This is a genomic window from Kocuria massiliensis (assembly GCF_900169715.1).
GTDB classification, from domain to species: domain Bacteria; phylum Actinomycetota; class Actinomycetes; order Actinomycetales; family Micrococcaceae; genus Rothia; species Rothia massiliensis.
The window spans coordinates 787500-812185 of sequence record NZ_LT835161.1; the positions used below are offsets into that span (position 1 = coordinate 787500).

Here is a 24686-nt window from a genome sequence, read left to right on the forward strand (position 1 = left end):
AGCGCGATGATGCGGTCTGTCAGGTCGCGAACTTTTGAGGGCGAAGCGGCTGCGCCAAGGAGATCTTTGGATATGGACCACACGGACTCTCCGCGTTCAACGGTGACGACATTCTGTGGTCTCGCCCTTGCTGGGTGACGTGGGGTGGCAGGTTCTGCCCCACCGGTAGCTTGTACGGCCGTGGGTTGTGCCGATGGCGCAGGTTGTTGGGCGTTCCCATGTACCTGAAGCGTGAACAAAGGCGTGCGAGGCGTCGTCGGCTCGGCCTGTGCCGATGGTGCTTTGAAGAGCGGTGACGGGGAAGGCACAGTGGACTGACGTGACGGCTGGGCTTTCTCGACATTCGTCGGTGTCGCTTCGGGTTGCCAGGTCACCGCATGTGCGGGTGGGGGAGCCACCGTGAGGGGGACGCCCAGGAGCGCTCCGATACAGCGAAGGAGAAAGCGCGGAACAAATTTCGGGTCGTGATTCAGAGAGTGGCTAGCGGCTCCAGCCGTCAAACGTCGAGTCACCACGACACAGCCGATGCACCACCAAGCTGAGAAGAGGACCGCGCTTGCCGCCATTCCGAGGACCACTCCGATCAAGGCGGGAGCGGTGCTCCATGCATGAGCGGGGTGGTGATTGACGATCACGATGCATACAGTCGCGATGATCAAGCAGCCTAGTCCGGGCATCGAGATGACCAGCACCGCGAACCACCTGGGGTACGGGATGCAGGAGAAGCACGTGGGTGCGTTACGACGTGTTTGACCTTCGATGGCCATGAGCCGATCCTTTGATGCCGTTTGATCACTTTTGATAACCCATATGATGACAGCGGATCGCGCTCTGGTAAAGATCTGAAGAAAAAATTTAATGGTGCAATGGTGGCGACGAATCTGGTACATCCGGTGGGACAAGGGCAAACGTCGTCACGACCGTTTGTTCCTCAATCTTGGGCTGTGGATAACCCAGAGATGCTCGTGTGGTCGATGGTCTGCTTGGGAGCCTCGAGCGGAATGCTCCCATGCGCACGGACCATCTTCCGAGTGGCTCGATACCGTTCGGCGATGTACTCCTCGAGGACCGATCGTTCCACGCGCCACTGGCCCCGGCCGCCTATCTGGATGGCAGGAAGCTCTCCGGAGCGAACCATGGATCTAGCCTGAGCCAACGAGACGTTCAGGATGTCAGCGACATCGGAGAGGGTGAGAAAACGGATCGCATTCACGTCAGGGTCTCCTTCTGGTGCTGGAACTATCAGGCCAGGATCCTTCTTTCGTGTATAGCTCGGGTTTGTCCACAGGCACAATCTGAACGGGGCGCAACCGGGGTTAAGATGTCGGAAATTCTCCAGAATGTTCGTTGGAAGGTAGACGAATGCTCATGACATCGCCTCAACTGTCACGTGAGTCGCTCGTTCATTTCGGCGTAGGAGCTTCTCGTTTCGTCGTTAGCCGTTCTGCTTCCCGTGAGAAGGGCGTGGATCGAGTCCTCCGATCGTGTGCCGATTCGGTAAGACGCGAGGAGGCAGACGCCGCGGGCCTCCCTCAGCGGCGCTCACGGAAGTCTAGCCGGGGAGGTTGTTGGTGGAACGGGGACCTAAAATGGATTCGAAACTATGCCCCGACCTCCGAGGACGACATGACTCTCGCGGAACCCTTACTGAAGACCGGTGAATTCGGCCCCGGAGACTCGGAATGGCTACACCTCCTCGTGGGGGACTGGCAGTTGATCGCCGATTTGGCGCAGGGAGACCTCGTTTTGTGGTTCCCGGAAGACTTTCAGTCGGGGGATATCAATGGTCGGGCCCATGGAGGCCCTGCGCTCAACACGGGTTTCCTGGGCATGGCACACGTCCGCCCATCGACGGCGCAAACAGTTTTCCACCGAGACATGGTGGGTCTCCGCATGAGCTCACAGGTGCAAACATCGGCCCACCATTGTTGGTTCGATCAGGCGACGCAATTTCTTGACCATGTGGATTGGAATGCCGAGTCCGCTATGCGCGTCGTCCTGTATCCGTTGGTACGTAATGGACGAACCATCGCCATTCTGTCGTTGCACCACGGCGATCAATCGGGTCGGATGCAGGGTCGTTTAGACACCGTCTTTCGAGAGACGGCGCGGGAGATTTTGAGCATGGTCGCCCGAGGCGCGTGGCCTGACTTCAGTGCCTCAAGCGAGACGTCGCGAGGAAACCCCCGCGTCAGCGACGGCGTGATTCGGCTCGATGCAGAGGGGCGGGTCACCTTCGCGAGCCCCAATGCGGTTTCCGTGTATCGCCGGCTTGGGTTTCCTGAAGCACTCACCGGTCGTTCCTTGGCCGATCTAACTCGTGATCTCTTACCGATAGCCGAAAAAGCGGATGAGACGCTGCCTCTCGTGCTCACCGGTCGCATGCCGTGGAGAGGGGAGGTCGGAACGGATCGGGGTAGCGTAACCTTCCGCGCGGTGCCGTTAAGGAGACAAACACGGCGTGGGGAAGAGCGCTTTGGCGCTTTATTGCTGTGCCGGGACGTCACTGAATTGCGTCGTCGTGAACTGGAACTCATGACGAAGGATGCCACGATTCGTGAAATTCATCATCGGGTGAAAAACAACCTTCAGACTGTTTCGGCCCTGCTCCGCCTGCAGGCGCGGCGTATGACATCCCGCGAGGGCAAGCAGGGGTTGGAGCAAGCGATGAGGCGAGTCGCCACGATTGCCATGGTGCATGAAGCCTTGTCGCAAGGGCTGACTCAGAGTGTGGATTTCGACGAACTCATCAATCGCCAATTTCACTTGGCAGCCGAGGTCGCTTCTCCCGGGCAAGCAGTTTCCACGTCGATGACCGGTGAATTCGGCAAGCTTCCGAGCGAGCTGGCCACTCCGTTGGCGCTGATCATTAATGAGATCGTCGCCAACGCGGTGGAACACGGGCTGGAAGGAAATTCAGGAACCGTGAGTTTGGATGGGCGACGTGAAGAAGCTGAGAGTGGCCCGGAGCTGATCGTGACAATCGGCGACGATGGTGTCGGCATGGGAGATAGCTATATCGAGGAGTCTGGAGTCTCCTCGTATCGTCCTCCGTCCCAGGGAGAGGGGCTCGGCATGCAGATCGTGCGCACCCTGGTGGCGAGTGAGTTAAAGGGGTCGATCGTGTGGAAACCCCGTGCTGGTGGTGGCACCGAGGTCGTCATTACGGCCAAGATTCCTGAAGGGGCTGCGGAGCGGCCATGAGGTGATTCCGAAAGGGCCTGGTCATTGATGGAGCAGACCTGAATCGCACGACGAGGTTAGCCAAAGAGGATATTAAAAACCGCTGCCTCCACAATCAGTGGCGAAGCACTGGTGGAGGCAGCGGGTGAAGGAACGTTTCGTTAAGAAGCGCGCCGAGCGCGAGCGGCGCGGCGCTTGAGGGCGCGTCGCTCATCCTCGCTCATACCGCCCCAAACTCCGGAGTCCTGCCCGGTTTCCATGGCCCACTTGAGGCAAGTGTCCATGACGTTGCAGCTGCGGCAGACGGCTTTCGCCTCTTCGATCTGAAGGAGTGCCGGGCCGGTGTTTCCCACCGGGAAGAAAAGTTCAGGGTCCTTTTCGAGACAGGCTGCGCGACTGCGCCAATCCATCGATGCACGCTCCTTGTTTCACACATGAAGCCCACCAAAGCCGGTCTGAGTGGCCGAAATTGTGGGGTATACAAATAAAGAGCCCCCAAATGCGGGGGCTTTTGAGAACTGTTAAAAGGTTCCCACGTAAACTTCTCGTGAACAAGAGGGTTTGAAGCGTCAAGTCTACTTCTCGCCATGTTTTATGTCACATGGAGACATGGCGATATCTCCGGACAGGCGCAGCCGTTGAGGCGAGGAGGGCCCATTCCGAGGGCGTGTGCAGGTCATCGATAGACTGGTGAATATGACTGTCCCTCACGATGAAGAAGCCACCGATTCCCCACGCGTCCAGGGGCGAGCTCCACGGGCCGTATGGATCCTTTCTGGCATGGTCGGCTTGGAAGGACTTGGTCTCGTCATTGCCGGAATCGTGCAAACGATCGGGGCGTTTGTTGAGGATCATGCGATGCCGGTCGGTGCCATCATGATCATGTCCCTGCTGTACGTGGGCTATGGGGCGTGGTTGTTGGGCTCGGCTCGAAACCTCATTCGGGGCAGCCTGTGGCCACGTGCGCTGATTCTGTTGACGCAAATTTTCCTCGTCGTTATTTCGGTTCAGCTTGCTGGATCCTGGGGATGGGGAATGGCCGCATGGCCCATCGTGTACGGCGCATTGGTTGCAGTGTTGCTGTTTAGTCAACCCGTTCAGTCACATCTGCTTCGGGCCAATGGCCTTGCTGAACGCCGGTAGCAACTGACTCCATGACTGGCGAGTGCGGTGCCCGCCTCTGAGACTTCGTGGATGTCGACGTTTTTCGAAGTTGTGGCAGCTTAAATCGGATTCGTTCGTCGGCCTTGAATAAGGCTCCCTCATCGAATCGTCTCTTCCCGTATTCACGCTCGGAAGGCCTTCCGTGTCCAAATGGTGGGCTAGGTGGCCCTGAACCTATGAGGAGCGAACAGCTGGCGGCGCTCACCCGGTCGGACCACCACGGCGGTAAGGCTAGTGTGGATGACGGGATGAGAACCACTGCGGCGTCATGCTGTGACACCACGGCCTGCAGCTTCTCTCGCTCTGTGTGCCGCCAGTCCATGAAACTGGCGACGACCGCCAGCTTGGTCTTTCGCCCGGTCCAAGAGGCCGTGGGCATGACGGTGTATGGACATTGGGAGCCACGATCCGGTGTGAATACGTTTAGCTCGGCGGCGTCGTGAAAAGTGCTGATGACCTGGATGAATAGCTCGTGAGATTCGGATCCGCCAACGAGAACTCCGATGACTTCGCCACAGCGCCACGGTAGGGCAAGCTCTTGTCCTTGAGGTGCCGAAATCCCGAGCAGAATTGTCCCGCCATCGGTGGTCGGTGAAGGGCTCACCGCACGTAGATGTTGGTGGTTGTCTGTCTTCTCGATGTGCGTGCTCGCGCGGACTTCATCCCAGCGCAGATTTTCGGGGAGGTCCCTGAATTGCGGGAACGAGGCCAGAATTTTTCGGGATACGGGTGTGTCGGGTTGGGGAAGAGCTCGTCGCGGAAAGTCTGATAACGACGTCACTGCAGGCAACGTTAACTCGACGACGCCACGATCGTCGGTGATGGGTCCCTCGACCTGACATCCAGTGCTTTGACGTGTGCTGTCCTCGAGAGGAAGCGACATTGACCTAGCGGGTGCTGCCGGAGACTTCATCGACAACCGGTTCGGGAGGCAACTCGAAAGCCGGGAAGGCACACGTGATCCTGAAAGAATCGCCATGGCCCATGAATTTCCCCGTGTGTTAAGGAGATCCTCGACGGCAGGGGAGAAATCGGTTCCATGTTTCAGTAACTCTTCGCACCATCGATCCAGCCCTTGAATGACGACGAGAGGACGCCCCTGAGAGGGCGGACATCGCATCCTCGTGAGCTCCCTCAGCATCTCCAGGCAGTATTCGGGCGATGAAGAATCGCCTAAGCCAAATATTGGCATGCCTCGAGCAACCCACGAGTCAAGAGCATGTCGAATAGCCCGGTCGAAGATGATCAGATACACCGGGTGGTGATCGATAGAGGCCGTGGCCAGGAGCGCAGCGAGCAAACGAGACTGATCGGGAGCGGCACCTTCAAAACTGATCCCGCCTTGTTGGTGGGGCCTCCACAACAACGTGTCCTGCCAAGCTCTGTGGGGGCATTCCGCCGGGCCAAGGACCAGAGGGCGTTCCGTTCCTTCGTTCCAAGAACTCGAGTTCCAAGCTTCCCAAAAATCCAATGTCGGCGTGCCGCAAGGTGGTGGTATGACTGGTCGAATACGTGCTCCGTGCCGCGAAGCTTCGGCGGCTACACGACCGGTATCCATGTTGAGGTTGCGATCATCGAGTTCAGAGACGGCGTGGGGGTTACCGTCGTCGGCGACCAGCATGGGCTCGGGCGGTGGTAGTCGGGGCAAGCTGTCGACCAAGACCGACTGAAATTCCTGCATCTTTCCGTCGAATCGGAGGATGCCGCGTCCCGGTGAGGTAGCGGAAATTTTGGCGGCGGAGGTATCGCCTAAGACACTCATGGATTCCTGATCGGCCGTGACCCGGAAGCAAACCTCCATAGATGTATTGGCACGGATGTCCTGAGAAATGGCACCCTGTGGTCGTTGGGTAGAGAGAATCAGATGCATTCCCAAGGACCGGCCGGCCGCAGCAATCCGCAGAAACCTCTGAAGGCTGGCAGGAAATGAATCGACGAGATGTCGAAACTCGTCGATCACGATCATGATCTCGGGGAGACGGCAGTGGCCTGGTGCGTGGGGTTTCGCCCGTGTGAATTCCCGCCAATGCAGGCAACCGGCCGCCTGGAACAGAGATTCGCGTCGACGAACTTCCGCCTCCAGAAATGACAGAGCTCGATCGACCGCGCCTCCGTCGAGATCGGTGATGCATGCATGCACATGCGGTAAACGGATTGCCGGACCGAAGCTGGTCCCGCCCTTAAAGTCGATGAGGACGAGTCCCACTCTGTCCGGAGGGTAGGTCAACGCAAGGCAGTAGAGTGCGCCACGCAGAAATTCCGACTTTCCTGACCCCGTGGTGCCAGCCACCAGGGCGTGCGGACCGTGTTGATTGAGGTCAATGCGAATCATCTTCCCGTGATGGGGAGAGATGCCGATGTCCAAAAACAGTCGGGAATCGAGGCGATGTGCTACCCATCGTTCCCGAAGACGTTCTACCGCGAGGTCCTCGCGAGCAGAAAGAAAGGGTTGCCATACGTCGTCGCGCATTTCTTTGGGGACGAAGGGCGTCAGGCTTCTCACGACCTCAGTATCAGGAAAGTCCGGCTGAAGACAGACGACGTCGTACCCTTCGCAGAAGCCGACTAACGAATCTCCCGCGTTCCCCTGCACGGACAACCTCAGCCCTTCGACCGTTGGTCGAACGATGATGCCGTCCCAGTCGGGAGGCGGAATGACAGGATCTTCGTCGAAGGTGATAACAATCTGTGGTCTGGGGCCGTTGGCCGCCTCAATTCTCCGTGCGCAGGACAAATCCACAGAGCCATGAATCTGGCTGGGAACGGTGGAGGTGAAATCACATCGTTCGGAGACGACACGACATAGTTTGCAATCGCGACCACACGACAGCCAGGTCATCGGTATTCCCGCGGCGACGAGATGCGCTCGCAAGATGTCGAGACCGTCAGGACCTCCGTCAGAGGAAATCCTGATGAGGTGTGGCGAATTGATACAGGTCAGGATCGGCATCCCTGAGAACCGAGGTGCCGAGTTCTCTGGCGAGGAAGTGATGTGAAGGGAGCGTGTTCCTCGACCCCATCGAATCCAAAGACCCGATCCGGCAACGGGTAAGGAATCGGGCGAGGCAGAGGACAAACTCGTGAACGTTCGCGCACCGTAGAGCAAGAGCATCCTCTTTGCCAGGCGAAGGCCAAGAGGCGGACACACCGCATCGAGCTGGGCGATTTCGCGTTGACGGGCCGCTCGGAGCACCCGGCGATTTTTCCCGGGACCACTGCTGCGTGCCCACCAGAGGGAAAGGCTGGTTAGGGCACTGACGGCGCTAAAGATTGCCATTGCCCAGAAATTCCACATCCATGCCATGAATAAGCCTGCTGCAACGGGAATCAGCATGGTGGCCAACAGCGTTTTCCACCCTGATGCACTAGATCGCAGCTGAACGTGAGCCCGTGGTATCGCACGGTCCGATGGTTTCGGGTGGGCCTGACGCAGATCATGAATGACTCGGAGAATAGAGCCCGCAATATTCCAACCCTCACCCGGGATTTTCCGTGCCGCGCTCGGTCTTGACCGGCTGATGAAAGATATTCCCGAGTTGTCAATCACGAACGCTCCGACCTCCGGAGCTAAAGAACCGTTATCGATACGGATGCCCGTGACATCTCGTCCGACGGAGGTGGTCCCACGCCGAACGCTCCAGAAGGTTCCGCAGCCTGCTCCTTCGACACATACCAGGTAGGGGCCAGCGGCTTCGGATGCGGAACTGGACGATATAGTAAGCGTCGCACCATCAGTGAGCGGAGCCTCGCCCCAACGGCACGAGGCCAGGGGGCGCCCGGCGAGGTGAAGTTGGACCTTTCGCCCCAATTCATGATTCAGGAATTCTGCAAGTGCACGTCCCGAAAGCCCGTGCCTCGCGGAGACAGAAATCTCATGTCGAAGGCTGAGCGCCGGGTCGATGACGGCGATCCGTAGTTTCATACGATCATTTGAGTCCACATCAGGTGGTCCACCGCCACGCACGACAACGTTCTGACGTCCAGTTGTGGAAGAATCGCCAGATATTTTCGGAAATTGCGGGTCCGTGGACGGTGAATACCGTTTGCCCTCGTGGGAAGGTAGAGCCCGAACCTTTTGGAGGATCGGAGCGGACGATAGAGTGCGCGTCGGGAAAATGAGACCCTCGGATGGTGGATCCATCACGAAGAATCAGGGGCTCTCGTCGTGTGCTGGCTGGTCCAAGCGAGCTTTCTATTAGGATCGAACTGAGATATTCGCACCTGACGTTGAGTCGGGAGGCGGACACGTCAAGCCGTGGGCGCCCGGCGTCCCGGCGTAAGAGCAACAGGAGTTTTTGCGTGAACGCAGATCTAGTGGTCGTAGGGTCTGGTCTCTTTGGCCTGACTGTCGCAGAGCAGGCGGCCAAGGAATTGGGACTCAAGGTTGCCCTGATCGACCGGCGCTCGCACATCGGCGGAAACGCCTACAGCGAGAAGGAAGAGAAGACCGGCATCGAGGTCCACCGCTATGGTGCGCACTTGTTCCACACCTCGAATGAGCGCGTGTGGGAATACGTTAACCGATTCACTGAATTCACCAACTACGTTCATCGTGTTTACACGCGTCATCAGGACGAGGTCTTCCCGATGCCGATCAACCTGGGAACCATCAACCAGTTCTTCCGGGCGGCCTACAGCCCCCAGGAAGCTCGTGACTTGATCAAGGAACAAGCTGGTGAGCTTGCCGGCACGGATCCGCAGAACCTGAATGACAAGGGCATCCAGCTCATCGGGCGTCCCTTGTATGAGGCGTTCATCAAGCACTACACCGGCAAGCAGTGGCAGACGGATCCGAAGAACTTGCCCGCTTCGATCATCAATCGCCTACCGGTTCGGTACACCTACGACAATCGCTACTTCAACGACACCCATGAGGGTCTGCCTGTTGACGGGTACACCGCCTGGCTTGAGCGTATGGCGGACCACCCCAATATCGAGGTCCATTTGGACACCGATTTCTTTGACGATTCACACGAATTTGCTCGCTCGAAGGTTCGAGGACAGGTGCCGGTGATCTACACCGGTCCGGTGGATCGTTACTTCGATTTTGCCGAGGGTGACCTTTCATGGCGCACCATCGACCTTGAGGAAGAAGTCTTGCCGATTCAGGACTTCCAGGGTTGCTCGGTCATGAACTACCCCGACGAAGACGTCCCGTTCACACGCATTCACGAGTTCCGGCATTTCCACCCGGAACGGGATTACACCAAGGACGCCACCGTGATCATGCGTGAATTCTCACGATTTGCGGAAAAGGGCGATGAACCCTATTACCCCGTGAACACCGACGCCGATCGTCAGATGCTTCTCAAGTACCGCGACCTTGCCCGCGGTGAAGATTCCGTCCTCTTCGGTGGACGACTGGGAACCTACAAGTATCTCGATATGCACATGGCCATCGGTTCAGCGCTTTCCATGTTTGACAACAAGATTCGGCCCCATTTTGAAGGCGGCCAGAAGCTCGAGAGTGGAGGAGTCGACGCATGACCACTCAGGTAAAAGAATCTCAGACTCAGGGGCTCAAAACCCTTCAGCGTGTGATCTTTCCGCCCGCGGAACAGATGGACACGGTGGCGCTCTACGTCGACTCCGGTCAAGCAACCGGCGTTCAGCTGTCGACGATGAATGGATCCCTGGGAAGCCAGGGCTCAAGCGGCGCCAAGAAAGGTCAGTCTTCTTCGGAACAGGAGTCCGCGACAACCCCCGCCGGCTCTGACACTCACGTCGAGGACTTCATCGATCGTCGCTCCACGTTGATCCGTGCAGGAGCTCGACTTTCCTTCGCTACCTACTTCAACGCATTCGCGGCGTCGTACTGGAAGCGCTGGACTAGCATCGAAGACGTCTGCCTCTCCCTGCATACTCACGGTGAGGGCACGGTCATCGTCTATAAGTCGAACGCTCGTGGATCGCTTCAGCGGGTGGCCTCAAAGCGCGTCTCTGGAAAGATGCACACTACTTTTGACCTTCCGTTGAAGCCTTTCGGCGACGGCGGCTGGTACTGGTTTGACCTGGTAGCCGGCAATGAGTCGCTAGTTTTGGAAACCGCTGACTGGATGGGCTATTCGGATGCAGACAGCAAGCCGGGTCAAATCACCCTCGAGATTACGACGCTCAACAAGCCCGACTTCTGCCTGAACAACCTGCGGTCACTAGGGGAGAACCCCGAGGTTCTCGAGAATCTGCAAGAGATCCTCATCGTGGACCAGGGAACCAAAAAGGTTCAAGATCAGGATGAATTTGAAGAAGTCGCTGCGACTCTCCAGGGCAAGCTTCGGATTATCAACCAGGGCAACCTGGGCGGTTCGGGTGGCTTTTCCCGAGGAATGTACGAAGCCGTCGAGAACGGTAGCGACTACGCGTTGTTGTTGGACGACGACGTCGTGGTTGAGCCGGAATCCATTTCCCGCCTGCTGACATTCGCCGATCTGTGCCGGAAACCCACCATTGTGGGCGGACACATGTTCGATCTCTACAACCGGACCGTTCTGCACACCTTTGGCGAAATCGTGAATACGTATCGCTTCCAGCCGGATCAGCCGCACGAAGAGCAGTCCCTGGGACACGATTTCTTGAGCTCCAACCTGCGTTCGACCTCTTGGCTACATCGTCGGGTCGACGTCGACTACAACGGTTGGTGGATGGACCTCATCCCCACCAAGGTCATCAAGGAAATCGGACTCTCACTTCCTGTCTTTATCAAGTGGGACGACGCCGAGTATGGTTTGCGTGCCAAGAGGGCCGGATATCACACGGTCTCACTACCCGGTGCCGCGGTGTGGCATGTCTCGTGGATCGACAAGGACGACCTGGTCGGCTGGCAAGCGTATTTCCATATTCGTAACCGCATCATTGCGGCCTTGTTGCATTCGCCGTACGAGCGAGGCGGAAGGCTCCTTCGCGAGTCGTCGTACGCCGACGTGAAGCATCTGATTTCTATGCAGTACTTCACGGAGCACGGTCGGATCATGGCGTTACGAGATGTTCTCGGGGGACCGGATCAACTGCACGAAATTCAGCCGAAGCGGCTTCCGGAAATTCGGGCCTTGATGAAGAAGTACTCGGATGCCCAGTTCAAGGAAGACATCGAGGACTTCCCAGAACCGCACATGGATAAGCCACCGCGCAATGGCCGGGGATTCCACGCGCCTTCGTATAAGTCCTTGGTCCCGTGGGCGGTGAAGACCCTTACCAAGCAGCTGGTTAAGCCAGTCAAGGAGACCGCTCAAGATCATCCTCAGGCGCACATCGCCCACCAAGACAACCGGTGGTGGCGAATGTCTCAATACGACTCTGCGCTGGTTTCCAACGCGGAGGGGACCGCAATCTCGTGGTACCGTCGCCAGCCGGAGCAGTTGCGGGACAAGCTCGTCGAAGCGACCCGTCTGCATGCCCAGATCTTGCGGAACTGGCCTTCCTTGCGGAAGCAGTATCGTGAGGCTGCGTCTCGAATCACGTCCTTCGAGGCCTGGAAAAAAACCTTCGATCAGCATACGGATTCCGAACTGACGCGATGACAGAAATTATCAATCGAGAGTTCAAGCGCCCCGGCCGTGGTCGGGGCTTGCTTGACGTTCCTAAACACACCTTCCTGCTGCGGCTCCTGGTCGACAAGGAACTTCAGGTGAGATACCGAGGATCCGTCCTGGGTATCCTGTGGTCCTACGTCAAGCCGGGCGTACAGTTCATCGTCTTTTATCTGGCGTTGGGCGTGTTCCTTGAACTGAACAAAGGACTGCAAAATTATGCGGTCTATCTGTTCTCCGGCATCATCCTGATCAACTTCTTCGGTGAGGCCTTTGGCAACGGTGCGCGATGTTTTGTGGGCAATGGGGCACTGATCAAGAAGATCTATCTTCCCCGGGAATTGTTCTCGGTGTCGACTATTTGGGTTGGACTGATTCACTTCGCGCCACAACTGTTGGTGCTGCTCATAGCCGACTTTGTGGTCGGATGGCATCCGAACGTCATGCAACTGGCTTGTGCCGTATTGGGTATGGCGATTCTGATGGTCTTCGCCTACGGGCTGGGCCTGATTTTTGGCGTCGCCAATGTGTTTTTCCGTGATTCGGAGAACCTGGTCGATCTCCTGGTCATGATGCTCACCTGGATGTCACCCATCATGTACCCGTGGGAGCGTGTGGCTGATAAAGCGCCAGACTGGTTGGTTCACATTTATTTCTTGAATCCCATCACGGTTGCTGTAGAGCTTTTCCACTACGCGTTTTGGTACCCGACCATCGACATGGAATGGCACGTACCGCCCCACCTGATCACCCAGATGGCTCCGTTGGCCGTCATTATTTCGCTTGTCGTTGTCTTCATTGGTGACTTGCTTTTCCGCAAGTTCGAAGGCAACTTCGCACAGGAGCTCTGATTTATCGTGTCGTGGCTTGATAACGATCCCGAGCTCTCGAAGCCGATGCCGCCCTATGTTCCTTCGTCGGAACCGGTGGTTATTAAGATCGACAACCTGGTGAAACGGTTTGTCCTGAGGCACACGCGTTCCATGAAGGAAGCATTTGTGTGGCTCATCAAGGGCCGAAAAGGCGATCTCTCCCAGAAATTCAATGCACTCGATGGGGTGTCATTGGATATCCACGAGGGTGAACGAGTCGCTCTCCTGGGCTTGAACGGTTCCGGAAAGTCGACCCTATTGAAGCTCATCTCCGGCGTGATGCACGGGGATTCTGGTGAGTTGATGACGAGGGGACGAATCGCCGGTCTGATTGAGGTGGGCGCAGGTTTTCACCCGGATCTCACGGGCCGAGACAACGTCTACCTCAACGGTGCGATTCTGGGCATGACCAAGCAAGAGATCGACGAGAATTTCGACTCCATCGTCGAATTCTCCGAGATCGAGCAGTTCATCGATACCGAGGTTAAGTTCTACTCCTCGGGTATGTACCTGCGACTTGCCTTCGCCGTCGCCGTGCATACGGATCCTGAAATTTTCTTGGTCGATGAGATTCTGGCCGTGGGCGATGAGCCTTTCCAGAAGAAGTGCATCAAGAAGATCAAGGAGCTCTCGCAGCGCGGAAAGACGTTGGTCGTGGTGAGCCACGATCTCGATATGGTCAAGCGCCTCTGTGAGCGTGGCGTCGTCTTGGAGCACGGCAAGATCGTCGAGGACGGCGATATCCGAGACGCTGTCCGTTATCTACGCCAGTAATTCCACGGGCGGAAGAAAGGTCCACCGAAAATTTTCGGTGGACCTTTTCTTGTTTAAGCCAGCGACGGGTAACATTTTTACAATGACGACAGTGGATGCCAGCCCTGTAATGGTGGTGCATGTTATCGCGGATCCCGGCCTGCCCAGCCGGAGATTGGCCGCGATCCGGGATTCTCTTCAAGGCAGGTTGCAGGTCCTGTCTCGGCGGCCGCTCGAGGTTGAGTCTCGGAGCGAGTTACTTCGTATTCGCCCGGATCACACCCTAGAGGCGCGGGCCGTCGAGAATCTCTCCGAAGGACGAGTCGATCTCGTTATTCTACTGACCGAAATCCCCAGGTACCTCAAGCGCCGGCCGCTGATTGCCGAAGCCTACCCCGACGAGCGCGTTGCTATCGTTTCCTGTCCTACCGTTGGTGCTTGGGCAACCAAATCGAAGCTCCTGCGCATCATCGTGGACTGCGCGTATCGACTGATGACGATGGACGACGTCGCAGAAACGTATACCGACGACGGGTGGGGGCAATGGGTTTCACGCGACGAACGTAAGAGCCTGATCATGCTAGCGAACCCGAGAACGGGATTTGCGCGAACGGTCCTCGGCGTCATCTTGGGCAATGAGCCCTGGAGGACCGCTCCCAAGCTGTCGAGAGCTCTCGCCACGGCGGCGGCCACCGGAGCCTTTGGCGTTTTCTACAACTCCATCTGGCAGATGTCGGATGCGTTGTCCACGGGACGACTCTTGGTCATATCCGTTCTGGCGGTGTGTTCGATGGTCGTTTGGCTCCTGGTGAGCAACAAGCTGTGGGACCGACCCAGATATGCCCGTCTCTCCAAAGTGGTGTTGCTCTATAATCTCTCGACCGTGATGACGTTGCTCATCTGCGTGATATGGCTCTATGCAGCCTTGTGGGTCTTCATCTTTGTCTCGGGACTCATCGTGATTGATCCATCGTTCATGGCTTCTGTGCTGAATGAAGACGTGGGGATCAATAACTACGCATCCATTGCGTGGCTCAGCGCTTCGATGGGCGTCGTCGCCGGCGCTTTGGGGTCAGGCTTCGACGACCAGGTCGACATGCGACATATCACCATGGGTATGCGAGAACGTCAGCGGGCCTACACGCAACAGCCGGAAACCGAAGTCGAGGAGTCCACCTCGTAGCCCCGCGAGAGCGTGGAAAGTGCATCCCATCACCGATGGGGAAGAGGGATCGCCTTATCCGAGGTTCCGGTAGCGCATCGCCCGTTGGGCCTCACGTTTGTCCTGAGCTTCCTTCAGGGCGTGCCGCTTATCGTATTCGCGTTTACCCTGGGCCAAAGCGATTTCCACTTTCGCTTTGCCATCCCGGAAATACAGTTGGATCGGCACGATGGTGTAACCGGTTTCTTTGGTCTTTTGCTCCAGCTTCCGCAGCTCCATCCTGTGGAGGAGCAGCTTGCGTCGCCGGCGGGCCTCGTGGTTAGTCCAGGAACCATGTCCATACTCGGCGATGTGGATATTCTCCAAATACAGCTCGCCGCGTGTCATTTGGCAGAATCCATCGACGATCGAAGCTCCGCCATCACGTAAGGATTTCACCTCGGTGCCTAGGAGAGCGATACCTGCCTCATACGTGCTGAGGAGGTTGTAGTCGTGGCGGGCCTTGCGATTGGTCGCGATGACCTTGCGCCCGTCCTCATTCTTTGTTGACTTCTTGTTCTTCTGTGCCATGGATTGTCTATCGTATTCTTTCGCCCGCGATGGGGCAGTTTGAGGTATTAGGCCTGATCCGCCTGGCGTTGTCCCGCGCGCCACCGAATGCCTGCATCGATGAACTCGTCGATCGAGCCGTCAAAAACCGCGCTGGGGTTGCCTTCTTCGTGATTGGTTCGAAGGTCCTTGACCATTTGATAAGGGTTCAAAACATACGACCGCATTTGATCTCCCCACGACGCTTTTACATCGCCGGCTAGTTCCTTCTTCTTGGCGTTTTCTTCTTCACGCCGTTGAAGGAGTAGCCGAGACTGCAAGACGCGCAGTGCGGCCGCCCTGTTCTGGATCTGCGATTTTTCATTCTGCATGGAGACGACGATTCCGGTTGGGAGGTGCGTCATACGGACCGCCGAGTCGGTGGTATTCACCGACTGGCCGCCTGGGCCAGAGGAGCGGAATACATCGACCTTAATCTCGCTCTCTGGGATCTCGATGCTATCGGTCTGCTCGATGAGAGGGATAACTTCCACGGCGGCGAAGGAGGTCTGTCGACGACCTTGGTTATCGAAAGGGGAAATGCGCACGAGACGGTGGGTCCCGGCCTCAACGGAGAGCCGTCCGAAGGAGTAGGGGGCCTTGACTTCGAACGTCGTCGATTTAAGGCCGGCCTCTTCGGCGTACGACGTATCCAAAACTTTGGTGGCGTATCCGTTCTTTTCCGCCCACCGCAGGTACATGCGCATCAGCATTTCCGCGAAGTCTGCGGCGTCAATGCCGCCGGCTCCGGAGCGAATGGTCACCACGGCCTCTCGAGGATCGTATTCACCAGACAAGAGGGTCACGATTTCGAGGTCTGCCAAGGCCCGCCGGATGGACACGAGTTCGTCCTCGGCATCGGCCATGAGTGCAGAATCGTCTTCCTCTTGACCCAACTCGACCATGGTTTCGAGGTCGTCGATGCGTTCCTGCAAACGTTCCAAGCGTTCCAACTCTGACTGACGGTGAGACAACTTGGATGTCACCTGCTGTGCAGCGTCGGGATCGTCCCACAGATTCGGCGCGGCCGCCGCTTCCGAGAGCTCCGCGATGCTTGCACGGATGCCCTCGATGTCGCTGACCTGAGCAATGGACGAGTACGTCGCACGGAGGTCTTTGATTTCTGCGGGAAAGTCAGTGGAAGCCATATCTCGCAAGTCTAGTCGATGATGTGGCACCGCAGGCCGCCGGGCTTAGGTGGTGATGGGCGCTTGGCTTCCCAACATGGACCGCAAGGAGTATATTTAACAGGTCTGGAGCAAAGCGTCGTAGTTTTCGGTGCTCCAGTCGGTTGATTGAAAACCACATATGGGGATGATCGGTTTCGACGATGCCAGTTGCGGCAGGTGAAGCGGGCCGAGAACGCAGAGTCATCTCGTAAACGTTCTCTGCAAAACAATAAGTGCCAAATCTGAAAAGCGCACTGACTTCGCTCTCGCTGCGTAAGTAGCCAGAGCAGTCTGCTAGCCCGGGTTCGCTTTCGACCCGGATCCTAGTATCAGTTTAGAAGGCCACTGCTCTAGTTCTTCTCCGTAGGGAACTAGGGGACTTTTATACGGATAGGTTCGGCGGCAATGTGTTTGTGGAAGTGCCGGAGCCGAAAACACCGATATACAAACTGCGCCCGGAGAAACCCTGGCAATGCTGCATCGGACCGGGGTTCGATTCCCCGCATCTCCACATATGGTGACCGTTTTTGGCCACGTTCAACAGGCCCGGGTCTCATGTATGAGGCCCGGGCCTGTTGCATTTAAAGAGCAGTGAAGAGATGCCCACTAGGTACAAACGTGAATCACATCGGTGGTGCCTCGAGCCACAGAGCTCGAGCCCGTGAGCCCCGTGCTCGCGAGGGTATCCAAGAATGTGATGAAATGAGTAAACGCGCGGCACCGCAGCGCGCGAACCACCATCTAGAGCTGAAGCGAGGAAGTGTCACCGATGACCAAGGATCCTTCGTCCGACAACGAAAATCTCGACGCCGAGAACGGGGGAGGCAGCTCGGTTCCCCGCTACGGAGAACGGAGCCATGACTCCAAGCCGTGGGATGCAGAACGGGAGGGTCAAGCCGAGGGAACGTCGAGCTTTGGCCAACAACAGTATGGCCAGAGCGGTGCTTACCAGTCGGATCAGCCTCGATACGGCCACAATGACTCGTCACAACAGAGCTACCAGGCGGGTACCTACGGCTCTTACGGCGACTCTTCCGCCCAGGATGGTTCCTACGGGGGCTACGGCAGCACGTCCCCGCAGAACGGCCAACAGCACGACGGCGGAGCGCCGCAGTATGCCCAGCCTGGTGCTTATGGCACGGGTGCGGACTCTTACGGAAACCAGTCCAATGCCAACGGCACCCCCGGTTACTACGGGGGTAGCCCCCGGCCTTATGACTCCTATCAGGGCCAGCAGGCTCAGTATTCGGGCAACGGCTACGGGCAGCCCCAGTATCAGCAGCAGTACCCCACGAGCCAGCCGCAGCGCCCCAACGGGTGGGGAATGGGGCTGGCGGCCATGATCTGCGGTATCGGCAGCCTCGTTTTGTGCTGGCTGGTGTTCCCGGCGTTGGCGGGTATCGTCGCGATTATTCTCGGCATCGTAGCCATCAAGAAACTCGGTAAGACGCCAGGTGCCGGTAAGGCCATGCCGATCGTCGGCATTATATTGGGCGCCATCGGCGCGATCGTGTCGGTGATCTTCTTGATCTTCTGGATCTTCTCGTTCTCCATCGCGAACGAAGCCGCTCAGAATTGTGGCGGATATGGGAACGCTAACTCATCCTCGTATCAGCAATGTATTGATGACTACATCGCCAATCAAGCAGGAAATTAGCGTTCGCTGAGTTCAGCAAACCCCCGTCGCCTGAGGGCGACGGGGGTTTTATTATGGCCATTTTTCGGGGGTTCGTGCGGCAGGCCACGAGCGAAGTGGCCCTGCCCAGGACGCGCCTGGTTTTACGGAGATTCTGCGACGTGCCGGCCCCGAAAAGCTTCAGATACGTTCGCTTCCTCGGCCGTGGCATCGCTGGTGTTGAGTTTCTGCAGAACCGCAGGGTGAAGAGCCCCGTTGGTTGCCAACGCGTTGCCTCCGTGTGGACCGTCTTCCCCAGCCAGAGACGTAAATCGCCCTCCGGCTTCCGTCACGATGGGCACGAGAGCTGCCATATCGTGGAGCGCAAGTTCTGGCTCACAGGCGATATCTACGGCTCCCTCCGCAAGAAGACAATAGGACCAGAAGTCTCCAAACCCGCGGACTCGCCAAACCTCGTCTGTGAGGTCAAGGAATTGATCGCGTAGGCCAGCGGATTTCCAGCCCGACAGAGACGAGAAAGAAAGTGAAGCATCTGGAAGGGATGCGACGTCAGAGACTTCGATGCGTGTCGCCTTGGCGAGCGACCGACCGGTGAATGCGCCCGTACCTTCGGCGGCCCACCAGCGCCGTTGTAGGGCCGGTGCCGAGACGAGACCCACGACCGGCTTGCCTCGATCCAGCAGTGCGATGAGTGTCGCCCAGACCGGCACGCCGCGAACGAAATTCTTGGTTCCGTCGATGGGGTCGATCACCCATTCACGTGGCGAGGAACCCGTGGATTCGAATTCCTCCCCAGAAACGGAGTCCCGGGTTCGGGCGCGATTCAAGTGTGAACGGACCAGCTGTTCGGCTTCGCGGTCGGCGTCTGTGACGGGCGTCAGGTCCGGTTTGGTGTCAACGGTGAAGTCCTGAGCCTGAAACCTTCCGAGTGTGTATCGGTCCACGGCGTCGGCGATGACGTGTGCCAAACGGAGGTCATCGTTATACGGGCTCATCGAAGTCATGCCTTCCAGGTTAACCCATGAGTGCGGTCTGGGTCTCAGGCACCGCCGAGCTCCTTAGTCTCGGCGAGTCCGGTTTCCTCGGCAACTCCGAGGAGCCGGCGCAGCGATTCCAGACGTTCTTCGCCTCGTGGTCCGGGTGCGCCGGATCGGACGAGTGCCGCGATTCCGCAGTCCGAAGCGTCTGTTGCGTGAGTGCACCCTTTGGGGCACTGGGCCGATCCGGGGGCGAGGTCATCGAATGCGGCGACGATGTCATCCTTTTCCACATGTGCCAGGCCAAAGGACCGAATGCCGGGGGTGTCGACGACCCACGTGCCGGAAAGACCCCACTCGGGGGAAATCGCCAGCGCCGACGATGACGTGTGCCGCCCACGCCCCGTCACGAGATTCACGCCACCGGTGGAGCGCGATGCCCCAGACAGCGCATTGACGAGAGTCGATTTTCCTACGCCAGAATGGCCCAAAAAGACGCTGACCTGGCCGTTCAATTCGGACTTCAAGGTGGCCAGAAGACTCGGATCGAGGCGAAGTGTTTCGTGGGTTCCAACTCGAGTGAATTCTTCCGCGGAGCCCATCGGGGAACTGGTCAGGATCTTGAGAGACGTGTGGGAGTAGTACTCTTTCAAGTCTGTTGCGTCGCCGAGGTCTGTTTTGGTGATACAGAGTACGGGCTCGATGCCGGCATTTGTAGCCGCCACGATGGATCGATCGATGAATCCCGTTCGTGGCGTCGGATTGGCGGCAGCGACCACAATGATCAGCTGATCGGCATTTGCGACGACGACCCTTTCGACGGGGTCGGTGTCATCCGCGCTTCGTCGGAGAACCGTGGAACGTTCCAGCACTTTAACCAAACGGGCTAGGGACCCTTCGGCCCCACTGACGTCACCTACCAATCCGACAAGGTCGCCCACGACCACGGGGGTACGGCGCAGGTCCTTCGCACGGACGGCGGTAATGAGGCGGCCGGGGCCGTCCTCGCCCAAGTCCACGGTGTAGCGGCCTCGGTCCACGGTCACGATACGGCCGATGACGGCGTCTCGATGGGCTGGACGTTCTTTGGTCCGTGGACGCGAACCGCGCTTATTGGCACGGACCCGAACGTCCGATTCGTCCCAGGACCTGGAGGGTTGACGAGCCATCAAACCTCCCGGCTCGCGAGCATTTCGTCCCACATTTCCGTAAACCCAGGAAGCGTTTTGGACGTCGTCTCGACATCGCGGACCACGACGTCGGGGAGTATGAGCCCGATGACCGCTCCGGCGGTTGCCATTCGATGGTCGGCGTACGTCTCGAAGAGTGCACCATTGCGGACGGGTGCATCGATGGTCACGCCATCTTCCGTTTCCTCGGCCATTCCGCCGAGGCGTCGAATTTCCGTGACGAGGGCCTTGAGCCGGTCGGTTTCGTGCCCCCGCAGATGAGCGATGCCTCGCAGGCGAGAAGGCTTCGAAGACAGAGCGGCGATGGCGGCGACGGTCGGAGCCAATTCGCCGGCACCCTGAAGATCGATATCGATGCCCGGTATGGCGTCTGCCCACGCGCCCCCTTGGGGCCCTCGCACTATAAGGTCGGCTCCGGAGCGGCGAACTTCGGCACCGAACTGGGGGAGGATGGTCCGCCATTCATCTCCACCCTGAGTCGTCTCTGCAGGCCAATCGGGGATCGTGACTTTCTGGCCCGTTACGACCGCCGCCGCTAAGAAGGGTCCCGCATTGGAGAGATCGGGTTCGACGACGACGTCGTGAGCTCGTGGCGTCCCAGGCCAAACGAACCACGACGACGGCCCCGTTTGCTCAACCTGAATATCGAATTCTTGGAGGGTCGCGATCGTCATGTCGATGTGAGGCATCGAGGGAATGCCTTGACCTCGGTGTTCGACGTGGAGTCCGTGGGGAAGCAACGCACCCACTAAAAGCAACGCCGAAAGAAATTGGCTTGAGGCGGAGGCGTCGATGACGACGTGTTGAGGTGAACCGCTGCGATGAGGTTCGGAATCGGGACGCCGTGTTGTTTTCAGGGAAAACGGTAGGTGTCCCGTGTCGGAATCATCGACGGTAGATCCCAGCTGGCGTACGGCCTCGATCACTGGGGCCATGGGTCGTAGTCGGGCGCCGGGGTCCCCATCAAAATGCGTATCGATGCCCAGTACTGCGGCCAAGGGAGGAACGAACCGCATGACGGTTCCTGCTGGGCCCGTGTCAATGGAGACCTCAGGATAATTGGGATCAACCTTGGTGAAATCCCGCCCTCTGGACAGGGGCGTGACCAATAGTCCGTGTGCCGTGCTGTCGAAACGTGCGCCGAGCGATTCCAGCGCGGCCATCATGAGACGAGAATCGCGTGAATCGAGTGCTCCGCGGATTTCGCTGGGGGCATCGGCCACTGCCGCCAAGATGAGATAACGATTGGTTAACGACTTTGAGCCGGGAACACGGACCGTTGCGCTCCATTCGTCGTCGGGGGAGAGGGTTGGCGCGGGCCAATCTGGGGCTGGGGAGTGATTCAAGCAAGTCCTCTGGAAGTATGCAGTGGCGAGTTTCGGTAGGTACGGCTCATTTTAAGCGCCACCGGGGGCCCGCCACGAAAGCGGACCCCCGGCATGTGGATGAGGCCTGAACTTCATCGACGGCCTGCATTAATTGCTGAAGACGTCCTCAGACTTCTTCTTGAGGTCGTCGCTGATCTTGGAGGACTTCTTCTTGACGTCCGCGCCGAGCTTGTTGGCTCGCCACGCGAGTGAGGGATTGCCCTCGGTGTCGACGGATGTCAGGGCCACAGCACCGATCAGAGAAGCGCTCTTGACGCCCTGTGCCAACCGAACGTTCTTCTGTTCCTTGGTTTCCTTTTCAGCGGTGGCGTACTCAACGTAAGCATCGATGGTGCCGGTCACGAGGAGCAGAGTCGACGACAAGCGGGGGAAACGTCCCAGCGCAAAGAGTGCGCCCGCCGCAATCTGGGTTGCCGACAGCGACTGGCCGATGAGGCGCTCCTGGCCGCGCAACGGGGCGAGCTGAGGAGAGGCTTTTGCAGCGGCGTCGATGATCGGCTTCAGGTGCTTGGCGGATTCCGGGCTACGCAACCGGTTAACACCGTTGTAGATGAACGACGTCGCCAACAGGGGGCGGGCGAGTTTGCGAACGATGGTCATAGTTCCTCCTCAACGTGGGCTTTCGCGATAGGTGCCGGATGGGCACCGTGACAAAAACCCGTGGGTTCATCTTTATCCTAGGGGATCGAAGCTACAAGAAGACAAGGCTTAGAAAGGTTTCGTGCCCTGCGAACACCGAACCTGCCCTGCGGAATATTTGCTCCGTTTACCTCGTTGACATGCACGACAAGGATGAGGCGAATCATGAGGGGTGAATTGTCGAGATGACCACGACTTTATCGCGTCCTATGACGCGGGTCGGGGAGTCCGAGCGGGGCACCGAGGAGACGAACCTTCTAGACTGGTCCGAAAGCACCATCACGACCCGCCGGAAGGAATCCGTGGAGACAGTCGACGTATCCCACGAATCGAATCAAGAGCGCAAAGCTCGATTCGAACGGGAGGCCATGCAATATATCGACCAGCTCTATGCGGCTGCGTTGCGAATGGCGCGTAATCAGGCGGATGCGCAGGACCTTGTTCAAGAGGCGTACACCAAAGCATTCTCGGCATTTCAGCAATACAAGCCGGGAACGAACCTCAAAGCCTGGCTGTATCGAATTCTGACGAATACGTACATCAATTTGTACCGTAAACGTCAGCGCGAGCCCCACCAGGCAAACACCGATTCGGTCGAGGACTGGCAGCTGGTCCAAGCCTCGGCTCACACCTCGTCAGGCCTGAAATCGGCGGAATCCGAAGCGCTGGATCATCTGCCGGACAGCGACGTCAAAAATGCACTCCAAAACCTTCCGGAAGATTTCCGTATGGCCGTGTATTACTCGGACGTTGAAGGGTTCGCCTACAAGGAGATCGCCGAAATTCTCGATATCCCCATCGGAACGGTGATGTCCAGGTTGCACCGAGGACGGCGAATGTTGCGAGGGCAGCTAGCCGATTATGCGTCGGAGCTTGGATTCTCGACCGAAAAGGCAAAATCCGGACAGAAGTCCAAGCACACCACTCAGAATTCATCAGACGCCGAGAGCGTCGAGCAGCGGTAAGCCCGCCATCGAGGAAAGGAAGGAATTTGAAAATGACAGACTGCCACGAAAACGGCGGATGCCGCGAGGACAAGATTCAGAGCATGTACGAATATCTGGACGGCGCACTCTCGCCGGCAGACATTGAAGACATCTGTGCGCATCTCAATGAATGCGAACTTTGCGCGAGGGAATATGACCTGGAATGCCTGATTCGTTCTTCGGTCAAGAGATCCTGTAGCGAGCCGGCCCCAGAAGAACTCAAACAGTCGATTCTGGCCAAAATCGATGTATTGCGGGATAGCCCCGATACCTCCGCACACGATCACACGGGTCTCGGCCAACACGAGGAAAATCGCCGGCCGATGGCTTCCTAACGGGGCAAGTTGGAAACAACGAAAGGGCTGGGATGCTTGATGCATCCCAGCCCTTTCGTCGACGCGCTCGCGGCGGACCGTAGTCCACGCGCGTCATGGCATGTCCAACTCTTTAGGAGTTGGGGCGCTTGCCGTGGTTAGCTGCGTTCTTGCGGCGATCCTTGCGCTTACGTCCACGCTTGCTCATGTGAGCCTCCTTCCGCGCTACCCGGTGCTTGGCACGGGGAGCGGCCCTAATATGGTCAGCCCAGTGATGACGGTACTCCGCGCAAGGCGGTAGTACCCCGAATACTAGGCATTGTGATCTATTGTGCCAGACGAAACCAGAAGCCCGCACCCCCGAAGCGAGGCTCAGGGTGGTGAGCTTGGTTCCACCAAAGCGAGTTAGTTGGGCTCCGGGAGCTGCAACCAGGAGTACCAACCGCGGTGCAGCACAAGCCAGGCCATGAGGCCGTAGCCGGCCTGTCCGGGGCGTCCGTCGTTGGCCGCAAGGTCCTGACGCCACTGTTCGTGATGCTGCAACGGGTTGAAAGTATCCACATAGACGTGGCGACGGCGCGTGGTCACATCCGCATAGGCGGCGGAGAGATCCGCGATCCGGCGGTTGCGCTCGGCGTCCAAGGTGGGCGGGGGACCGACGACCAAAACCTTCATGTTGTTCTGTGAAGCCAGGTCCACCATGTTGGCGAGGTTGAGGCGACTGCGGGCATTGGTCAAACCCGTGTCGATGTCGAAGGTCGACGGCGCGATCACCAGGCGGTTATCAGCGCCCGTCGCGAAACGACGGCTGGCTTCCTCGAACCACCGATCGTTGAGGGTCTCGCTTCCTTCGCCGGGAGCGGCGAGGTTGTAGGAGACCACGGGGGCCACGTGCTGAGGTGTACGTGCCATGACACGCCCGAACCAACCGAGGGCGCGCGGGTCCCCAATGCCAGCAAGCAGGTCGTCTCCGACTGCCACGATCCGAATGTTGCGTTGCTCCACGAGATTCTTTCTGTTGTCTACGGCGTCACGTCGTCCCTGACCTCGGCTACCCGAGGAAGAGTGCATCTAACGTAACGATAAACGTTCTAGTCCTTGCCCGCATGTTCTGGCCGCGTATTCGTTGGCCGAAAACC

The 24686-nt window shown here is 58.1% G+C and carries 21 protein-coding genes and 1 other RNA gene; 11 read left to right on the forward strand and 11 right to left on the reverse strand.

The window, feature by feature from the left end:
- Window positions 1-931: 931 nt before the first annotated feature.
- The gene (locus B9Y51_RS07860; protein ID WP_085529343.1) at window positions 932-1213 is read right to left on the reverse strand and encodes a helix-turn-helix domain-containing protein; all 282 of its coding nucleotides are present in this window, start codon (window positions 1211-1213) and stop codon (window positions 932-934) included.
- A 413-nt stretch (window positions 1214-1626) separates the two neighbouring features.
- Here B9Y51_RS07860 and B9Y51_RS07865 point away from each other — a divergent pair, with 413 nt between their 5' ends.
- Window positions 1627-3204 (forward strand): sensor histidine kinase, encoded by a 1578-nt coding sequence (locus B9Y51_RS07865; protein ID WP_085529344.1) that lies wholly within the window; start codon window positions 1627-1629, stop codon window positions 3202-3204.
- A gap of 140 nt (window positions 3205-3344) precedes the next feature.
- Here B9Y51_RS07865 and B9Y51_RS07870 read toward each other — a convergent pair whose 3' ends face one another.
- Window positions 3345-3593 (reverse strand): WhiB family transcriptional regulator, encoded by a 249-nt coding sequence (locus tag B9Y51_RS07870; protein ID WP_085529345.1) that lies wholly within the window; start codon window positions 3591-3593, stop codon window positions 3345-3347.
- A 286-nt stretch (window positions 3594-3879) separates the two neighbouring features.
- Between B9Y51_RS07870 and B9Y51_RS07875 the strand changes: the two genes are divergently transcribed.
- Window positions 3880-4326: a hypothetical protein gene (locus B9Y51_RS07875; protein WP_143468032.1), complete on the forward strand. Its 447-nt coding sequence runs from the start codon at window positions 3880-3882 to the stop codon at window positions 4324-4326.
- On the opposite strand, the gene B9Y51_RS11165 is transcribed toward B9Y51_RS07875, so the two are convergent.
- A complete protein-coding gene (locus B9Y51_RS11165) occupies window positions 4268-6850 on the reverse strand; it encodes an FtsK/SpoIIIE domain-containing protein (RefSeq protein WP_158088276.1) in 2583 nt (860 codons plus the stop codon). The two genes, B9Y51_RS07875 and B9Y51_RS11165, sit on opposite strands and share 59 nt — an antisense overlap.
- Window positions 6851-8646: 1796 nt before the next feature.
- Between B9Y51_RS11165 and glf the strand changes: the two genes are divergently transcribed.
- The 5 genes from glf to B9Y51_RS07905 all read left to right on the forward strand — a co-directional run bounded on the left by glf (window position 8647) and on the right by B9Y51_RS07905 (window position 14681).
- Window positions 8647-9834, forward strand: a complete 1188-nt coding sequence (glf, locus tag B9Y51_RS07885) for a UDP-galactopyranose mutase (RefSeq protein WP_048680292.1) — start codon at window positions 8647-8649, stop codon at window positions 9832-9834.
- Window positions 9831-11864, forward strand: a complete 2034-nt coding sequence (locus tag B9Y51_RS07890; RefSeq protein ID WP_085529348.1) for a glycosyltransferase — start codon at window positions 9831-9833, stop codon at window positions 11862-11864. The genes glf and B9Y51_RS07890 overlap by 4 nt, the downstream gene beginning before the upstream one ends.
- Window positions 11861-12724 carry an ABC transporter permease gene (locus tag B9Y51_RS07895; protein ID WP_048680288.1) on the forward strand — a complete coding sequence of 288 codons (864 nt, stop codon included), beginning with the start codon at window positions 11861-11863 and terminating at the stop codon, window positions 12722-12724. Before B9Y51_RS07890 ends, B9Y51_RS07895 begins: the two co-directional genes overlap by 4 nt.
- 45 nt (window positions 12725-12769) lie before the next feature.
- The gene (locus B9Y51_RS07900; protein ID WP_048680605.1) at window positions 12770-13519 is read left to right on the forward strand and encodes an ABC transporter ATP-binding protein; all 750 of its coding nucleotides are present in this window, start codon (window positions 12770-12772) and stop codon (window positions 13517-13519) included.
- Between the two features lie 82 nt (window positions 13520-13601).
- A complete protein-coding gene (locus tag B9Y51_RS07905) occupies window positions 13602-14681 on the forward strand; it encodes a hypothetical protein (protein ID WP_048680286.1) in 1080 nt (359 codons plus the stop codon).
- A 54-nt stretch (window positions 14682-14735) separates the two neighbouring features.
- On the opposite strand, the gene smpB is transcribed toward B9Y51_RS07905, so the two are convergent.
- Window positions 14736-15230, reverse strand: a complete 495-nt coding sequence (gene smpB / locus B9Y51_RS07910) for an SsrA-binding protein SmpB (RefSeq protein WP_048680279.1) — start codon at window positions 15228-15230, stop codon at window positions 14736-14738.
- 47 nt (window positions 15231-15277) lie between these two features.
- On the reverse strand, window positions 15278-16396 hold the full coding sequence (gene prfB, locus B9Y51_RS07915; protein ID WP_048680277.1) for a peptide chain release factor 2: 1119 nt from the start codon (window positions 16394-16396) through the stop codon (window positions 15278-15280).
- 162 nt (window positions 16397-16558) lie between these two features.
- Between prfB and ssrA the strand changes: the two genes are divergently transcribed.
- Both ssrA and B9Y51_RS07925 read left to right on the forward strand, forming a co-directional pair.
- Window positions 16559-16931, forward strand: a transfer-messenger RNA (tmRNA) gene (ssrA, locus tag B9Y51_RS07920).
- A 255-nt stretch (window positions 16932-17186) separates the two neighbouring features.
- On the forward strand, window positions 17187-18074 hold the full coding sequence (locus tag B9Y51_RS07925; protein WP_085529349.1) for a DUF4190 domain-containing protein: 888 nt from the start codon (window positions 17187-17189) through the stop codon (window positions 18072-18074).
- A gap of 122 nt (window positions 18075-18196) precedes the next feature.
- On the opposite strand, the gene hisN is transcribed toward B9Y51_RS07925, so the two are convergent.
- From hisN to B9Y51_RS07945, 4 genes are all read right to left on the reverse strand, one after another.
- The gene (gene hisN / locus B9Y51_RS07930; protein ID WP_048680273.1) at window positions 18197-19057 is read right to left on the reverse strand and encodes a histidinol-phosphatase; all 861 of its coding nucleotides are present in this window, start codon (window positions 19055-19057) and stop codon (window positions 18197-18199) included.
- A gap of 35 nt (window positions 19058-19092) precedes the next feature.
- Window positions 19093-20199 (reverse strand): ribosome small subunit-dependent GTPase A, encoded by a 1107-nt coding sequence (rsgA, locus tag B9Y51_RS07935; RefSeq protein ID WP_085529350.1) that lies wholly within the window; start codon window positions 20197-20199, stop codon window positions 19093-19095.
- Window positions 20199-21566 carry a 3-phosphoshikimate 1-carboxyvinyltransferase gene (gene aroA / locus B9Y51_RS07940; protein ID WP_085529351.1) on the reverse strand — a complete coding sequence of 456 codons (1368 nt, stop codon included), beginning with the start codon at window positions 21564-21566 and terminating at the stop codon, window positions 20199-20201. Before aroA ends, rsgA begins: the two co-directional genes overlap by 1 nt.
- A 129-nt stretch (window positions 21567-21695) precedes the next feature.
- Window positions 21696-22208 carry a DoxX family membrane protein gene (locus tag B9Y51_RS07945; RefSeq protein WP_085529352.1) on the reverse strand — a complete coding sequence of 171 codons (513 nt, stop codon included), beginning with the start codon at window positions 22206-22208 and terminating at the stop codon, window positions 21696-21698.
- 224 nt (window positions 22209-22432) lie between these two features.
- On the opposite strand from B9Y51_RS07945, the gene B9Y51_RS07950 reads away from it, so the two are divergent.
- Together B9Y51_RS07950 and rsrA are read left to right on the forward strand one after the other, a co-directional pair.
- Window positions 22433-23212, forward strand: coding sequence for a sigma-70 family RNA polymerase sigma factor (locus tag B9Y51_RS07950; RefSeq protein ID WP_425432066.1), 780 nt, complete (start codon window positions 22433-22435; stop codon window positions 23210-23212).
- Between the two features lie 32 nt (window positions 23213-23244).
- A complete protein-coding gene (gene rsrA, locus B9Y51_RS07955) occupies window positions 23245-23568 on the forward strand; it encodes a mycothiol system anti-sigma-R factor (protein ID WP_065424260.1) in 324 nt (107 codons plus the stop codon).
- 112 nt (window positions 23569-23680) lie between these two features.
- On the opposite strand, the gene B9Y51_RS11495 is transcribed toward rsrA, so the two are convergent.
- Window positions 23681-23755, reverse strand: coding sequence for a 50S ribosomal protein bL37 (locus B9Y51_RS11495; protein WP_371811975.1), 75 nt, complete (start codon window positions 23753-23755; stop codon window positions 23681-23683).
- A 197-nt stretch (window positions 23756-23952) separates the two neighbouring features.
- On the reverse strand, window positions 23953-24552 hold the full coding sequence (locus B9Y51_RS07965) for a GDSL-type esterase/lipase family protein (RefSeq protein ID WP_048680261.1): 600 nt from the start codon (window positions 24550-24552) through the stop codon (window positions 23953-23955).
- Between the last annotated feature and the right edge of the window lie 134 nt (window positions 24553-24686).

What these genes read in the sequence shown, in the direction of transcription:
- B9Y51_RS07865 (WP_085529344.1), top strand. Translation starts at nt 1,627, where the DNA reads ATGACTCTCGCGGAACCCTTACTGAAGACCGGTGAATTCGGCCCCGGA.
- B9Y51_RS07870 (WP_085529345.1), bottom strand. Translation starts at nt 3,593, where the DNA reads ATGGATTGGCGCAGTCGCGCAGCCTGTCTCGAAAAGGACCCTGAACTT.
- B9Y51_RS07875 (WP_143468032.1), top strand. Translation starts at nt 3,880, where the DNA reads ATGACTGTCCCTCACGATGAAGAAGCCACCGATTCCCCACGCGTCCAG.
- B9Y51_RS07890 (WP_085529348.1), top strand. Translation starts at nt 9,831, where the DNA reads ATGACCACTCAGGTAAAAGAATCTCAGACTCAGGGGCTCAAAACCCTT.
- B9Y51_RS07895 (WP_048680288.1), top strand. Translation starts at nt 11,861, where the DNA reads ATGACAGAAATTATCAATCGAGAGTTCAAGCGCCCCGGCCGTGGTCGG.
- B9Y51_RS07900 (WP_048680605.1), top strand. Translation starts at nt 12,770, where the DNA reads ATGCCGCCCTATGTTCCTTCGTCGGAACCGGTGGTTATTAAGATCGAC.
- B9Y51_RS07905 (WP_048680286.1), top strand. Translation starts at nt 13,602, where the DNA reads ATGACGACAGTGGATGCCAGCCCTGTAATGGTGGTGCATGTTATCGCG.
- smpB (WP_048680279.1), bottom strand. Translation starts at nt 15,230, where the DNA reads ATGGCACAGAAGAACAAGAAGTCAACAAAGAATGAGGACGGGCGCAAG.
- prfB (WP_048680277.1), bottom strand. Translation starts at nt 16,396, where the DNA reads ATGGCTTCCACTGACTTTCCCGCAGAAATCAAAGACCTCCGTGCGACG.
- B9Y51_RS07925 (WP_085529349.1), top strand. Translation starts at nt 17,187, where the DNA reads ATGACCAAGGATCCTTCGTCCGACAACGAAAATCTCGACGCCGAGAAC.
- hisN (WP_048680273.1), bottom strand. Translation starts at nt 19,057, where the DNA reads ATGACTTCGATGAGCCCGTATAACGATGACCTCCGTTTGGCACACGTC.
- rsgA (WP_085529350.1), bottom strand. Translation starts at nt 20,199, where the DNA reads ATGGCTCGTCAACCCTCCAGGTCCTGGGACGAATCGGACGTTCGGGTC.
- B9Y51_RS07945 (WP_085529352.1), bottom strand. Translation starts at nt 22,208, where the DNA reads ATGACCATCGTTCGCAAACTCGCCCGCCCCCTGTTGGCGACGTCGTTC.
- B9Y51_RS07950 (WP_425432066.1), top strand. Translation starts at nt 22,433, where the DNA reads ATGACCACGACTTTATCGCGTCCTATGACGCGGGTCGGGGAGTCCGAG.
- rsrA (WP_065424260.1), top strand. Translation starts at nt 23,245, where the DNA reads ATGACAGACTGCCACGAAAACGGCGGATGCCGCGAGGACAAGATTCAG.